General features: G+C 37.7%; 13 protein-coding genes. 3 read left to right on the top strand and 10 right to left on the bottom strand.

Annotation, left to right across the window (positions count from 1 at the left end):
* Window positions 1–11: 11 nt before the first annotated feature.
* Window positions 12–830 (bottom strand): signal peptide peptidase SppA, encoded by an 819-nt coding sequence (sppA, locus tag IQ236_RS18080; RefSeq protein ID WP_193870587.1) that lies wholly within the window; start codon window positions 828–830, stop codon window positions 12–14.
* 90 nt (window positions 831–920) lie between these two features.
* Between sppA and IQ236_RS18075 the strand changes: the two genes are divergently transcribed.
* Both IQ236_RS18075 and treZ read left to right on the top strand, forming a co-directional pair.
* The gene (locus tag IQ236_RS18075) at window positions 921–1,985 is read left to right on the top strand and encodes a DMT family transporter (protein ID WP_193870586.1); all 1,065 of its coding nucleotides are present in this window, start codon (window positions 921–923) and stop codon (window positions 1,983–1,985) included.
* A 46-nt stretch (window positions 1,986–2,031) separates the two neighbouring features.
* Window positions 2,032–3,852: a malto-oligosyltrehalose trehalohydrolase gene (gene treZ / locus IQ236_RS18070; protein WP_193870585.1), complete on the top strand. Its 1,821-nt coding sequence runs from the start codon at window positions 2,032–2,034 to the stop codon at window positions 3,850–3,852.
* Between the two features lie 101 nt (window positions 3,853–3,953).
* On the opposite strand, the gene IQ236_RS18065 is transcribed toward treZ, so the two are convergent.
* From IQ236_RS18065 to IQ236_RS18030, 8 genes are all read right to left on the bottom strand, one after another.
* The gene (locus IQ236_RS18065) at window positions 3,954–5,042 is read right to left on the bottom strand and encodes a nucleotidyltransferase family protein (RefSeq protein ID WP_193870584.1); all 1,089 of its coding nucleotides are present in this window, start codon (window positions 5,040–5,042) and stop codon (window positions 3,954–3,956) included.
* A 17-nt stretch (window positions 5,043–5,059) separates the two neighbouring features.
* Window positions 5,060–6,010, bottom strand: coding sequence for an SMP-30/gluconolactonase/LRE family protein (locus tag IQ236_RS18060; protein WP_193870583.1), 951 nt, complete (start codon window positions 6,008–6,010; stop codon window positions 5,060–5,062).
* A 33-nt stretch (window positions 6,011–6,043) separates the two neighbouring features.
* The gene (locus IQ236_RS18055; RefSeq protein ID WP_193870582.1) at window positions 6,044–6,943 is read right to left on the bottom strand and encodes an SDR family NAD(P)-dependent oxidoreductase; all 900 of its coding nucleotides are present in this window, start codon (window positions 6,941–6,943) and stop codon (window positions 6,044–6,046) included.
* 29 nt (window positions 6,944–6,972) lie between these two features.
* A complete protein-coding gene (locus IQ236_RS18050; protein ID WP_193870581.1) occupies window positions 6,973–7,662 on the bottom strand; it encodes a glycosyltransferase family A protein in 690 nt (229 codons plus the stop codon).
* A gap of 55 nt (window positions 7,663–7,717) precedes the next feature.
* Complete coding sequence (locus tag IQ236_RS18045) at window positions 7,718–8,491, bottom strand: glycosyltransferase family 2 protein (RefSeq protein ID WP_193870580.1); 774 nt, start codon at window positions 8,489–8,491, stop codon at window positions 7,718–7,720.
* A gap of 3 nt (window positions 8,492–8,494) precedes the next feature.
* A complete protein-coding gene (locus IQ236_RS18040; protein WP_193870579.1) occupies window positions 8,495–9,583 on the bottom strand; it encodes a serine kinase in 1,089 nt (362 codons plus the stop codon).
* A gap of 69 nt (window positions 9,584–9,652) precedes the next feature.
* Window positions 9,653–10,114 carry a PqqD family protein gene (locus IQ236_RS18035; RefSeq protein WP_193870578.1) on the bottom strand — a complete coding sequence of 154 codons (462 nt, stop codon included), beginning with the start codon at window positions 10,112–10,114 and terminating at the stop codon, window positions 9,653–9,655.
* 255 nt (window positions 10,115–10,369) lie between these two features.
* Window positions 10,370–11,602, bottom strand: a complete 1,233-nt coding sequence (locus tag IQ236_RS18030; RefSeq protein WP_193870577.1) for a nucleotidyltransferase domain-containing protein — start codon at window positions 11,600–11,602, stop codon at window positions 10,370–10,372.
* A 294-nt stretch (window positions 11,603–11,896) separates the two neighbouring features.
* Between IQ236_RS18030 and treY the strand changes: the two genes are divergently transcribed.
* Window positions 11,897–14,689 (top strand): malto-oligosyltrehalose synthase, encoded by a 2,793-nt coding sequence (treY, locus tag IQ236_RS18025; RefSeq protein WP_193870576.1) that lies wholly within the window; start codon window positions 11,897–11,899, stop codon window positions 14,687–14,689.
* A gap of 71 nt (window positions 14,690–14,760) precedes the next feature.
* Here the strand turns inward: treY and IQ236_RS18020 are convergent, their stop codons facing one another.
* The gene (locus IQ236_RS18020; RefSeq protein WP_193870575.1) at window positions 14,761–15,579 is read right to left on the bottom strand and encodes a hypothetical protein; all 819 of its coding nucleotides are present in this window, start codon (window positions 15,577–15,579) and stop codon (window positions 14,761–14,763) included.
* Window positions 15,580–15,587 lie beyond the last annotated feature (8 nt).

Genomic DNA, 15,587 nt, shown 5'->3' with positions numbered 1-15,587 from the left:
CATCTCCCCTTCTACGGTCGATACATCCACAAGGGTAAACCGTTTGTAGATAGCTCGAATTCCAACCATTGGTTAGCAGCAATTAAACTATTAGGCGTTAAATTATTACCTAATACTTTATTAGCAAAAGATTTAGGTTTTTCTAAGGTAAAACATTCGGTTTTGTCGGGATCAAGTTTAACTAATTCTGCTGCCCAACGTCGTGCTTCTTCTTCTGTTCCTAAACGGTCTACAATTCCCAGTTCAACGGCTTGTTGCCCGGTAAAAATTCGACCATCAGCAAAGGTTCTAACGGTTTCTACGGGTAAGCTACGAGATTCGGCAACGGTTTGGACAAATTGTTGATAACTGGTATCAATTAATTCTTGCAAAATTTGTTGTTCGGGTTCAGTGAGTTCTCGATCAAAAGACAAAATATCTTTATAAGGGCCGGACTTAATGACTTTGAAAGAAACCCCCACTTTTTCTAATAACCGTTCTAAGTTATTACCGCGTAAAATTACACCAATACTTCCGGTAATTGTTCCTGGGTTCGCCATAATATGTTCGGCTCCCATGCCAATATAAACGCCACCGGATGCCGAAATATTTCCAAAACTGGCAACAATTTTGACTTTTTTCTGCAACCGTTTCAGGGCACTATAAATTTCTTGGGAGTCGCCAACGGTTCCCCCAGGACTATCAATTCTCAACAATAGGGCGGGAAATTTCTTTTCTTCAATGGTTTTTAGGGCTTCTAACACCCGTTTGCGCGTATCTCCGCCGATCGCACCATTAATTTCTATGCGGGCGATTTGTTTGCGGTATCGAGGTTTAAATGGCCAAATCATGGGAATGACAAAACTGTATTAAATCCATAATATTGTATAAACTTCTTAATAAAAGTACATAATTTTCGTCCCCCCTACCTGGAGAAGCGAATGCAGCAACCGCAAACCCAAGCCAAATTACCCTTTCAGCCCTTATTGTTAATTGCCCCATTCTTCTTTTGGGGGACGGCGATGGTAGCGATGAAAGGCGTTATTCCCCATACAACGCCGTTTTTTATGGCCGGAGTGCGGTTAGTCCCCGCCGGGGTTTTGGTACTGTTAGCGGGGCTGTTAGCTGGGCGTCCACAACCGAAAGGCTGGCGAGCTTGGTTATGGATCTCAATTTTTGGGGCTGTGGATGCGACCTTATTTCAAGGATTTTTAGCCCAAGGGTTAGTGAGAACCAGCGCTGGGTTAGGATCGGTGATGATTGACTCCCAACCCTTAGCCGTTGCAATTTTATCTCTGTGGTTATTTCAAGAAACCATTGGATTTTGGGGATGGTTAGGATTAACTATTGGCATTATTGGAATTAGTTTAATTGGTTTACCCGATGATTGGATTTTAGGCTTATTTAATCCTGAATTATTGACGACTTCTGCCGATTTCACTCAACTGTTTAATAGTGGGGAATGGTTGATGTTATTAGCAGCATTATCAATGGCTGTGGGAACGGTATTAGTGCGGTGGGTTTGTCGATATGCTGACCCGGTGATGGGAACCGGATGGCACATGATTATTGGGGGGTTGCCTTTATTTGGGTTATCGGCACTTTTAGAAACTCAACAATGGCAAAATATTGATCTGTCGGGTTGGGTGGCAATGAGCTATTCTACAATATTTGGAAGCGCGATCTCTTATGGTTTATTTTTCTATTTTGCATCCAGTGGTAGCTTAACGAGCTTGAGTTCGCTAACGTTCCTGACACCCGTTTTTGCTTTATTATTTGGCAATTTCTTTTTACAAGAAGTCCTCAGTCCGTTACAATCAATGGGAGTTGGCTTAACGTTAGTCAGTATCTATTTGGTAAATCAACGGGATACCTTAGCAGAAAAGCTTAAAATCAAACGTTCCAAGGATTTAGCCCCATCTCAACCAGAAACCAATTTATTACAACCCGCAGAGGGAAATTCCGTTGAGTTACCGATAGAAATTAAAGAAATAGAGACAAGCTAAAGCGCATCTCTATACCTCAAGATGTAGTTAATCCCCAAATTTTATCATGAAAATCGGTGCTAATTATTTAGGCGAAAATCGCTGTGAATTTCGTGTCTGGTCGCCCTTACGAGAAACCGTTTCTCTCAAAATTGTGTCTCCCGAAGAGCGATTAATTCCCTTAGAACGAGATGAACAGGGATATTGGAGTGCAACGGTTGAAAATATTCCCCCAGGAACCCGTTATTTTTATCAATTAGATCACCAATTCACCCATCCTGACCCTGCTTCCTATTCTCAACCGGAAGGGGTTCATGGAGCATCTGAAGTGATTGATCAAAATACCTTTGTTTGGCAAGATCAGAACTGGGAAACAATTCCTTTAGATGAATTAATTGTTTATGAACTGCACGTCGGTACGTTTACCCCAGAGGGAACCTTTGAAGCCATTATTCCCCGTCTTCCTGAATTATTAGACTTAGGAATTAATGCCATTGAAATCATGCCCATTGGTCAGTTTCCGGGTACTCGAAATTGGGGTTATGATGGTGTTTATCTGTATGCGGCGCAAAATTCCTATGGAGGAGTGGAAGGGTTAAAACGTTTAGTAAATGCTTGCCATCAACAAGGCATTGCGGTGATTTTAGATGCAGTTTATAATCACTTTGGCCCTGAAGGAAATTACATGGCAGAATTCGGCCCCTATTTTACCGAACGTTATCGAACGGCTTGGGGTTTTGCGGTTAATTATGATCAAGCTTATTGTCAGGGTGTCAGAGATTTTGTGATTGAAAATGCTCTGTATTGGTTACGAGATTTTCACATTGATGCGTTGAGATTAGATGCGGCTGATAATATTTTTGATCTCGGTGCTAAACATATTTTACAAGAATTAGCTGATCATGTAGCCATCCTATCAGAACAGCAAGGACGAAAGTTTTATTTAATGGCTGAAACCGATTTAAACGATGCCAGATTAATTCGTCCTAAAGCGGTCGGAGGGTATGGTTTAGATGTGCATTGGTGTGATGATTTCCATCATGCAATTCATACCGTATTAACGGGTGAAGATATCGGGTATTATAAAGATTATGGTCGTTGTGAACAGTTAGCCAAATCTTACCGAGAAAGCTTTATTTACACTTGGGATTATTCCCCAAACCGTCAACGGTTACATGGAGCATCGGCGGCAGATTGTCCTCCTTATCAATTCTTAGTATTTAGTCAAAATCATGACCAAATTGGCAACCGTTTACTGGGGGATAGATTAACAACTTTAGTCTCTTATGAAGCCTTAAAATTAGCGGCGGCTACGGTATTACTGTCACCTTATATTCCCTTATTATTTATGGGAGAAGAATATGGAGAACCTGCACCCTTTCAATATTTTATTAGTCATTCGGATCAAGATTTAATTGAAGCGGTACGAAAAGGACGAAAAGCTGATTTTGAGGCCTTTCATCTAGCCGGTGATCCCCTTGATGTTCAAAGTCAAGAAATCTTTGATCAATGTAAGTTAAATTGGCAGTTGAAACAGGAAGGAAAGCATAAAATATTATGGGAGTTATATCAAACTTTGATTCGATTACGCCAAAGTATTCCAGCGTTAAAATTACGCGATCGCAATCATCAAGAAGTCCACTGTATAGAAGAGAATAAATTATTATACTTCCGACGTTGGTTTGAGGATAATCAGGTTTTTTGTCTGATTAATTTTAGTAAAAATCCAGTTTCCTACAGCCCTAATTTAATCGGTAAAACTTGGCATAAGCTTTTAGATTCTACCGATAAAAAATGGATGGGTTCAGGATCAAATTTACCCGAAACGTTAACGGGTACTTCAGAATTAACCTTAGTTCCCGAAAGTTTTGTCTTGTATGAAACTTAATCGTTAGATTATATTACCCTAAACCCCTGTAGAGACGTTGCATGCAACGTCTCTACAGCCAACATTAAAAGATGGAATATTAGCATTAGAGCAACGGCTATCTACCTGTTAATTACTCGGATCATACCTTGTATTGGGACTTGCCATAAATTCTCTAAACCCCAAATATATTGCAGATAACTGAAAAAATTTAAGAGGTTAAAATTATCCGTATTGACTATTCTGGAATATTGGAAATATCTCATTTTTAAACGATTTAAGGCGGTATTTGTTTTACCCGTTATCATTTGATATTCCTGATGTTCTAATTTAGAAATTGATAATTTTTCGAGTTCGGGTAAAATTAAGTATGAGAGCGGTAAATTGAGAATTTCTTGTAACTGCATGATTCTCGATTTTAATTGTACAATAAAACGGTATTTTTCAGCTAATGTTAGCAGTCGGTCTTGATCAATTTCAGAAGGGTAGGATTGAATAATAATCGCAGCATCTGTTAACCGACTAATCGGTGAAATTAGATTTGTTAATGCTGCAAATACACAGGTATAAAATAACTGGTCAGTTGCCGATAAAAGATAAACGGGAAAATCGTTGACTTGAGTTAATATTGCCCTCTGCCAAAACTCCGTTTCCGCATTTTCATTAAAACCATCGGCGAAAAGATGCCAACGCAGACTTAAATATTGCTTAGATTCATTTTCAAACCCAATATAATGACTAAAAGGAACAGTGGGATTAGGATTTTTTTGTTTTGCTGTCCAACCCAATTCTTGTAATAAATTTACGGCATTTAAAACATCTTTTGAGTTAATTAAAAAATCGAAATGATCGATATAACGTAGACCATAATCTTGATAATAATACAAATTTAAAGCCGGATCTTTAAGCAGCATTATTTTAATATCTGCCTCTTGAAAAGACCCTAAAATAGATCGAATTTTTTGAAACCAAACTTGGTTTTCAACCCAGAACCGTCGGTAAACCCCCTTCAGTCTGCCAATGTATGAATCTGTGACATTATGAGCCGATAAATTGCGATAGAGTAACGGTAATAACCGATAAGAGTCTTGATCTACATCATCAATATTGACCAATGTTCTCCATTTTTGCCAGGAATTAATGGCTGCTTCACCTTGTAAAAGTGTGGCTTGTAACAGTAATTGTAGCTCTTGATTTAGATTAAAATTCATGGTATCTTATTAATTAATTACGGTAATTGAATCCCTGGAATATTAACTCTAATGCTGTATACTGAAGTTTGAGCGGTGATATAAAGAGTTTGCCAATCTTCATCTCCCCAAGCACAATTAGCAGGGCGTTCTGGAGTGACAATTGTTCCTAAATGATTGCCTTGACAATCAAACACCCACACCCCCCCTGCTCCAGTACAATAGATGTTTGCCTGAGCATCGATTTTCATGCCATCCGGTGAACCGGGTTCCTTGATGTTCATATCATGAAAAACACGACTATTAGCCAGTGTACCATCAATTTTGACATCGAAAACTCGGATATGACGACATTGGGAATCGTCAATATAAAGCTGTTTTTCATCCGGTGAAAATGCTAAACCATTGGGTTTATAAAAATCATCGGCGAGGAGAATGATCTCTTGATGATCTGGCGGAATTAAATAAACCCCTTGGATGGGTTGTTCTTGTTCTTCCGGTTGAATTCCATAGGGAGGATCGGTAAAATAAATTGCACCGTTACTTTTAACCACAACATCATTGGGACTATTGAGTTTTTTGCCTTGAAATTGATCGGCTAAAATCGTAATTGAACTGTCTTTTTCCGTGCGGGTAACTCGGCGCATCCCGTGTTCGCACGCAATTAATCGTCCTTGTTTGTCCCTGGTTAAACCATTAGAATTATTACTAGGTTTTCTAAATATTTTTACCTCTCCATTAGGAGTCAACTGCAAAATTTGATTAGCAGGAATATCGCTAAAGAGTAGATGCTTTTCTTCAGCTATCCAAATCGGCCCTTCAGTAAACTGAAATCCGGTAGCTACGCGATCGATCTTTACTTTTTTAGGAAAGAGACTTTGAAACTTCTTAGATTTTGATTCCAGACGACTGACACCTAATTGCCCTTTTTGATGGGTGGCTAATTTGGTTTCAATCTGTCTCTTTATCCATTTGGCAATACGCAACATTTGGCTTTCTTCCGTTAATTTTATACTACTTTTCTATTCAGGCGGATTTTGGGCAACACGATAACTATATAATGTTGCTCCTCCATCAATTTTCAAAACAGTTCCCGTCGTGAATTTGGAAAAATAATCTGAGGCTAGATAAACAGCCGCTCTACCAATATAACAAGGAGCGATCGAACACTGATGTAATAGGTTATATTTATGATGTAAAAGGTTCCCCTGATCGTCTTCTGCAACCCAACCGGGAGCAATTCCATTTACTCTTATTCCGTAGGGAGCAAATTCTACCGCTAATTCTTTGATAATCATGCCTAATGCTGCTTTTGAAGAACTATAACTAGGCCACCGGATCAGTATTTCTCCATGTATAGAAGTTAGAAAAATAATAGCACCTTGAATAGAATTACTCACCATCATTTTGGAAATCAATTTGGTAAGATACATAGGCCCAAATATGTTGGTTTGAAAAGTTTTTTGCCATTCTTCTAAATCCAAGTTATTTATCCCCATTGTTTCAAATTGAATGCCGACATTATTGATAAGAATATCAATTATGATTTTATTTTCCTCTAAAATCCTATATAAATAATCAATATCTTCAGGTTTTGATATGTCTGAAACAAAGCTTTTCACCTTAACTGGATAAGTATTTAATTCTTTTTCTAAGTTTAAACATTCTTCCTCAACAATATCGGTGAAGAAAATATTTGCGCCTTGTTTTGCCATTTCAATAGCAATACTTCTGCCAATATTTTTTGCGGCTCCGGTAATCAGGACATTTTTTCCGGCTAAAAGCTGATTATCTAAAACTACAGAAGGATCTACTGTTTTGACAAAAACTTTTGGAATAAGATTAGGCATCGGATTAAGGAAGGCTTTGGATGCAGCTTTGAAACGAGTTTTAATATTGTTTAGCCGAGTTTTGAAATTCATATCCGTCAATCATAGCTCATTTCAATAGCCTAACCTTTAGCACGGCGGCGGTCTAGTGATGCTTTCAAAATCTGAAGATATTCAGTTTGGTATTCGCGTTGTTTAATTCCCTTATTGGTTTCGTGCAGTCGGCGCTTGGCTACTAATTCAGGTAACATCATCGTCTGGAGTTCTAGCTCTGTAGCACGCACCTGCCAACTCGCAAATTCAGCTAATTTCCACTGAGTTTCAAATAAGCCAACTTGAAAAAAAGACTTACGTTTGATGAGCAATGCTGAAGGAATATGTCCTGGTACTAATTTAGGAGAAACTTGTAGTTTGGCTTTCAGATTCTCGGCCAAGTCTGGACTAATAAACTGTTGAACCTGTCCGTATATGATATCAAGATTGGGGTTATTAGTAAATGCTGCCATTTGGTTAGTTAATTTATCCTCTACCCAAAGGTCATCTGCATCCAGAAAGGCAAAAAAATCGCCTTTGGCTAATTCTATTCCTAAATTACGAGCCGCCGCCGTACCACTGTTGACTTGAAAACAGTATTGTACTGTAGTACCAAAGCGCTTTGCTATTTCTGCACTGCCATCAGTTGAACCATCATCTATTACAATAATTTCTAGTGGCTGATAAGTTTGAGCGAGTACGCTTTCAATCGCTTCTGCTAGATACTTTTCACAGTTATAAACTGGAATAATGACACTGACTAAAAAATTATTTTCCATTCGCAGATATCCTTTCACTTAATTGTTAAAATTTTTCGGAGAAATTTAGCCTTTTTTAAGATATTTTTGGAGTGTTAGGAGGCGCACCCAAGTATTCATTAATAGTTGGCATTCCTGGCAATACACTACTGGGAGATGTTCCTTTTTTTCTGCACCTATCAAGATGTTTTTTAAATATCCTAACGAACCCCAACTCAGTTAAAGTTTTCCCCGCCGTCATATTTTCCCGATGCTTTCGATAAAACAGCGTTACCTGCTCCAAGACAACCTTAGATATACTATTTTCCCAGGCTCTGATATACCAATCAACATCTTCTGCGTAGCGTAGAGATTCATCAAATAAGCCAATTTTATCAAAAACTAATTTACGATACAATCCGCTCCCTAAGTTAATGTAATTATAAGGATAATGCTCTTTTTCAAATATCGCTATATTGTCATTTGTCAAGTGAGTATTTTTCAGGTTTTGGATTAATCCTTGTACAATTTCTACCGAAGGATTATTTGTTAAGTAACTTGCTTGCAGTTTCAGTTTATCATCCGACCAGAGATCGTCAACATCTAAGAAGGCAATTACATCTCCATTGGCTACTTTTATCCCGTGATTGCGAGCCGCTGCTGGCCCACTATTTTGCTGATAAATATAGCGGATACAGTCTTTGAATTGGGCAGCTATTTCCGCCGTTTTATCTGTCGAACCATCATCAATCACAATTATTTCTAAGGGTTGATAATCCTGATTTTTGATATTTTGAATGGCTTCCGCTATATATTTCTCTCCGTTATAAACTGGAATGATAACGCTAACAAATAATGGCTGATTTTCCATTGCTTATTGCTTGGTAATGAGGTTGAAAATGACTTGAGGAATTTGTTCTAAATCAGTGCCGAGTTCGAGATAATAAGCAGGAACTTTTTGCAAAACTTGCATCATAATTTGGCAAGCTTCTTTACCAGAACCTGGTAATTGAATCATGGTACTCGGCACGAGTGAAGTTAAAGCAGCAGCAGCAGAGGTAGCTGTTAAGGAGGTATCTGTTTTTCCCGTAATGCGCGGTATTAAAACTGCACGAATGGGGGATTTTGTCAATATTTTTTCGGGAAAATGTTCGTTGATGAAATAAAGTGCTTTTTCGTCGGAAAGGCGATCGCAATTACTGATAGCCGTCGCCAGAAATGGTAATCTATCCACATCGTCGGCATTTTTTTTGCCCGTGTTGTAGATGCTAAATACCGTCGGGGTTGGTTCGGGGGAGATGAGACTGTAATCGTCGCTGGCATAAAAAAGCTCTGAATTTAAGCAAGTTAAAGCAGTAGTTGATTTACCAGAGCCCCCCTTTCCGACTAGCAACACGCCACCCGATGGAAGTCCGACAGCGCCACCATGAACTAGCTGAATGCCCCGCTTACTCATCCAGACGTTTAAAATTGTCCGTAGCGGCGAACCTTTTTCCCAATAGGGAATTTGTTCGGTTGTTTCAACCCAATAAATTCCTAGATTGCGATCGCTATCCAACAAACTTAAGGCATAAGCACCCCATTGGAAACTGGTATGAATGCGATCGCTATTGAAACCGTAAATCTCTCCACGCTTGGGATGATGTTGATTTCTCTGCCAAGGTGGAGGCGGCATTATCGTATTTGTCGAGGTACTATCCCACAAACAAACTGTAAGTGCCTGATCGCAAAAGGGTTCTGTTTCTAAGTGTCCTAAAGCGGGGGTCATGTATGGAATTAATGCTTCCCCTGCAAACCGCAACCGAATTTTAAACCCTCCTATGCAGTAAAAACGGTCAATACAACCCCCAGCAGAAACCTCAGCTTTTTCATATAATTCATAAACAGTATTGAAAAAATCTAAAGAGTCTTTCTGAGCAGTTTGAGCAGAATGATCAGGATTTTCAAATGTATTTGTAACCATCTGATTTTTGGGACTCAGCGACAATTATTAAAAAATGGGGAGGAAAAACCCCTCCCTTTTTTGAAGAAATTAAACTTCAACTTTAGCACTCGGCCAACCGATTTGCTCGTCAACTTCATGGATAGGATCTAAAGCCAGCAATTCTTCCATATCCGTGTATTTTTGTAAGCTGGGAGGTTCAAATTGTAATTTTTCTAAGTTGGGAAGGGTTGGAGTTGGATCGTTAGGATTGTTGTGGCTGTCTACCTCATCTCCTGTATGGAGAACAATCAGTTCTTCTTTCTGTAATTGTTCAATCAAATGATTGACGGCATTTTCAATAATGGTGTTCTCACCCTCATAGCGCTGAATGATTTCTGATACAATATCGCCTCTGGAAAGACCTCTAATTAAGCCGTCCCAAATATCTGCACCGACTTTAACTAAACTAAAATAATCTCCCTGCTCCAAGTTGACAATAACGACTTCACCATCAATGCTTTCATGAACAACTTTGGGCGTATTTGCATTAAATTTTTCGTCTGGATTCATGATTTATGATCGTTTTTTGGGGTGGATAAACTTAGTCGTATTTAACTATCCTTAACTTTACTATAACCTTAGATAGATGTCAAGTTTATTTCCCGTAAATTTGAGATTCGATCTGCAAAAAAATGTTATTTATTTTGACTCAATAAAAAAGCCATAATATTACGATCCTTTAACTCTTTAAAGGATCAAAATCTCTATTTTAAGGATTGAGTAGATGACACCCCCAAAATTTTAGAAAATTGAAACGATGTTCAGTTATTTCTTAACTCTTTTGACAATCTGCTCTATTATTAACCGCAGGGGTCGTAGTAGATAGTAAATAAAAGCGGGAAATTTTGCTAAGGGGAGTACCAACCAATCAGTTGTTGTTGGTGTAATTGCAACCTTAAAAAAGTATCGCACCCGATCTTGAAGTCGTTCTCTGACCTTGAGATGAAAGCGAGTCGTTGAACCATCTTTAAACGAACTATCAACTTGATAAACAAGCTGTTTGTATACTTGATCAGCTAGGGATGCTACTTCTGGATCGGCTTTTATTTTTTGTAAGATATCCTGGGGTAGAATTGTTCCTAAAAGATGATCAGCAAGGGTTAAACCTAAAAACAACATTCGTTGACCGCCTTTTTCCGTCGCTTTCTCGATTAATTTTTCCCACTCTAATTGGGGATGAGAGCGAATATATTCAGCTAAATCGCAGATGCGAGCCAGTTGTGTCCAACACTCTTTTGTTCCGTGTCCTGTAATTGCCAAAACTGCATTTTCTGGCGACAGATTGGGTATTGTTTTGCCCGCAATAACAACAGAATCTAAGTTTTCCCATAACCCCGAATCATCAATAGGAAAAGAAAAATATTGTGGCATAATTCCCCAGTGAAGTTCTATCAATATTTCTTTTTTAGGGTGAAGAAAGGGGTAGGCAGCTTCGCGAACAAATTGATAGATTTGAGGCGATCGCAAAAACACTTTTTCCTGTTCGAGGGTTAGTTCGACGCGCTCAATTTTCATTTGATATCCCTCAGATAAAAACAGTGCTTTTGACCGTTCAATATCTTGAGTATGAATTAGAATATCTAAATCGCTGAACTGTCGGAGTAGCAAATTACCATAAGCAGCAGCGGCTAATACAGGCCCTTTAAACGGAAGAAGGGGGATTCCTTGCGTTTCAAACAAATTCAACAATCTGACCAGTTCACCACTCAATAACAGGCTTTTGCGAGTATTAAACTGAAACTCTAGTCGTAACTTTGTCAAAATCGGTTTGGGAACGGCTTCTGGACAAATCCCATTCAGGTTTGAGTACAAAAGCGGCATCACCTTATGGTAATTTGCCATCTCTATCAACTTGACCCAATCTATATTCTCTTGCAGTAGAGTTTTCAACCTCTGCCTGTTTTCTGGGTTTACCTGAGTGTTAGCACAAATTAGCAATACTTCTAGTTCATGCTGAATTCCCACCGATGAAAACCAACGTGGTGATTTTAGTAACATTTGGCTCCAATTGTCTGGCTATCACTCCATTAGTAACTTAAGTTTTGGCTTAACGCAAGTTACCCGTGAGACCTGTCGAGATGTTCCCTTGGATTCAGAATATAACCTCATTTCCTTCATTCGCGCAGAAATTAAAAAAACACAAATCATCTCCAACATAGCTGACCTGAAAAAATCAAAGAAGATTTGAGATTAATCCGCTAAACACTATTTTCAACCTAGAGATAGATAGCTAATATCACCAATAAAGGTTAAAATAAGCTTGATTTTTCCAATTTCATTTCAATAATTATTATGCGAATTCCTCTAGCTACCTACCGGATTCAGTTTAATCCCGATTTTAATTTTAATCAGACTAAAGAGATTATTGCTTACTTACAGGAGTTAGGGATTTCTGATTTGTATGCGTCTCCAATTTTTAAAGCTCGAAGCGGAAGCACTCATGGCTATGATGTTGTTGATCCGAATCAATTAAATCCTGAACTAGGAACGCAGGAAGATTTTGATCAATTAATGGAAGAAGTTAAAAATAATGGCATGGGATGGTTACAGGATATTGTTCCCAATCACATGGCTTATGATAGTCAAAATCAATATTTAACAGATATCTTTGAATTTGGTTCTGATTCGGATTATTTAGAATTTTTCGATATTGATTGGAAACATCCTTATAGTGATTTTCAAGGTCGTGTTTTAGCTCCCTTATTAGGAGATTTTTATGGCAATTGTTTAGAGAATGGACAATTAAAAATTTCTTATGGAGAAGCAGGGTTATCCGTTAATTATTATAGTTTAAAGTTTCCCTTAAAAATTGAATCCTATACTTATTTAATCACGCCTCGTTTAAAAGAATTAGAAGACCGCTTAGGACGAAGACATCCGAACGTGATTAAACTGTTAGGGGTGCTTTATGTGTTGAAAAATATCCCCAATGAAGAATCCAGCCAAGATCGGCGATCGCAAGCCGTATTTGCAAAAGGATTACTGTGGGAACTGTATCAAGAAAATAGCGATATTCAGAAATTTATTGATGAAAATATTGAATATTTGAATGGAAAAACAGGCGATCCCGAAAGTTTTAATTTCTTAGATAAACTCCTATCTGAACAATTTTTCCGATTATCCTATTGGAAAGTCGGTGCAGAAGAATTGAACTATCGACGGTTTTTCACAGTTAATGAATTAATTAGCGTCAAAGTTGAGGACGAAAAAGTTTTTAATAAAACCCATGATTTAATTTTTAAATTCGTCAGATCGGGTAAATTTACAGGATTAAGAATTGATCATATTGATGGATTGTATAATCCCCTGCAATATTTACAAGGAATCCGCGAAAAAGTCGGAAATGTTTATCTAACCGTTGAGAAAATTTTAGATATTGAAGAAAATTTACCCAGTAGTTGGCCCATGGAAGGAACGTCAGGATATGAATTTTTAATTTATTTGAATAATTTATTTTGTCAACGCAAAAATGAAGATCGCTTCAGTCAAATTTATCGAGATGTAACAGGTTTAAGTGTTTCCTTTAAACAATTATTAATTGATAAAAAACGCTTAATTGCTGATCGGAACTTAGCGGGAGATGCAGATAATTTAGCAGGATTACTGAAACGGATTGCGGGTCAATATCGTTATGGACGAGACTTTACGTTACATGGGTTACAAACTGCCATTCTAGAAGTCTTAGTACGCTTTCCCGTTTATCGAACTTATATTAATGAAGGTCAAGTCAGTGAAGAAGATCGCTATTATGTTCAGTTTGCAATTCAAGAAGCAAAAGGACAACATCCTGAACTGATTAACGAACTCAATTTAATTGAAAAGTTTTTATTACTAGAATATGATGACTATTTAAGCGATGAAAATAAAGAATTGTGGCTGCATTTTGTGATGAAGTTACAACAGTTTTCAGGGCCATTAACAGCAAAAGGTGTGGAAGATACACTGTTTTATGTGTATAACCGTTTTGTGTCTTTAAATGAAGTAGGGGGCGCACCTTATCAATTTGGAATTAGTTCTGATACGTTCCATCAGTTTAATAAAAAACAAGCTAAAAGTTGGCCCCACAAAATGAATACAACCTCAACCCACGATACAAAACGCAGTGAAGATTTACGCGCCCGATTAAACGTAATTTCCGAGATTCCTGATGAATGGGAAGCACAAGTCAGAACTTGGATAGCGTTAAATCGGGACAAAAAAATAGAAACCGATGGACGAATTATTCCTGATGGGAATGATGAATATTTCTTGTATCAAAATTTAATCGGTTCCTATCCCTTTTATGAAGCAGAATATCCTGAATTTGTAGAACGAGTTAAACAGTTTGCAATTAAAGCAGTTCGAGAAGCCAAAGTTCATACCGCTTGGTTACGTCCCGACTCCGTTTATGAAGAAGGCTTTTTCACTTTTGTTGATAAAATTCTCAACCCTTCGGAGGACAATCAGTTTTTACAAGAGTTCAGAAATTTTCAACAAAAAATAGCATTTTATGGGATATTTAATTCCCTTTCTCAAACTTTAATTAAAATCACTAGCCCCGGTTTACCCGATTTTTATCAAGGAACAGAGCTTTGGGATTTAAGTTTAGTTGATCCTGATAATCGTCGTCCCGTTGATTATGAAAAACGGATGCAGTTTTTGGAGGAGATTAAACGCCGTTCTCAGGACGATATTTTGTCTTTGATTGACGAGTTAAAAGCGACTCCTGAAGATGGACGGATGAAGTTATTTTTAATCTATCAAGGGTTAATAGTTCGCAAACAATATCTGGAAGTTTATCAACAGGGCGCTTACATTCCCTTAGAAACAACTGGAGACTATGCTGAATATATTTTAGCCTTTGCTCGAATCTATGGTCAACAAATTATCATTACCGTTGTTCCTCGATTTTTAACAAATTTAGTTGAACCTCAACAATTTCCATTGGGTGAGAATATTTGGAAAGAAACAGCCATTGAAATACCGGAAGATTGGGAAACAGATTGGAAAAATACCCTAACAAATCAATCGATTAAAGGTAGCCATTCCTTAAAAATTGGTGATATTTTAACGGTGTTTCCTGTAGCTTTATTAACGAGTTGTTAGATCTGCTTTTTACTTAGGGTCTTGATTTTATCCGCTCTCGGTTGTCAGACCCTCTCAAAATTCGGTAATCTCTAACTTAATTCCTGACTTAAAATCTCTATAAATTCCTGCACAACGTCATCGGGTTCTTGATTGCACCTATTATAGTCATAATAGTGGATAATACAGATACCCTGAGTTTCAAAAAGGCGATCGCGATCTTCAGGTTTTGCTGTATTAGGATGCAATAATTCCAGAATACCCCATTTACCTTGATAGAAAATTAAGAAATTAGCTTCTTGATTTGATCTACCTTCTGGCGTAGTCAGACGGACTTTAGCATTAGGAAAAAAAAGGATATTAGCGCGCTCCAATGCTTCAGCTATTTTAATTTGTTCTTCGCAGTGGAAATTAAAATTATTCCATAGATAGATTTTTTCTTCTGAGTTAGAGTTGGTTTCGGAGTCTTCAGATTTTATGATTTCTTCTGGGAAGTTAGTATTATTATCAAATCCCATTAAGTTATGTGAATCTCTTTGACAGGAATCAACACCTAAATTTGTAAATAGTCTTGCTCCTGTTAAATTGGCTTTACTCAAAGTTTTTCCAGTCAGATTGACTTCAATTACTTGATGGCGATGCAAATTAACTTGATTTCGTCGCAAATATCGCTTAAAAACAGACTGTAAATTATTCTTTTTTACCTTTTCATCAAAAGCGTCTGAAAGTTGTTTCCAAAGTTTAGCCGCAATAGATTTTATATATTCATCATCATAATTAGAAAGTTGAGCAATGTCTTGATATGAACATCTACCTTCCCAACATTGTCTAAATATTAGCTCTTGTACGTCGTTTAAGCACTCGCCATCGAGGACAACTTCTGCGATCGCAAGTGCTTCATCAACGGTCATGGGTTCAA

The organism is Planktothrix mougeotii LEGE 06226 (assembly GCF_015207485.1).
GTDB lineage: Bacteria > Cyanobacteriota > Cyanobacteriia > Cyanobacteriales > Microcoleaceae > Planktothrix.
The sequence above is the reverse complement of the archived record's forward strand: the minus strand, read 5'-3'. Positions and strand labels throughout refer to the sequence as shown.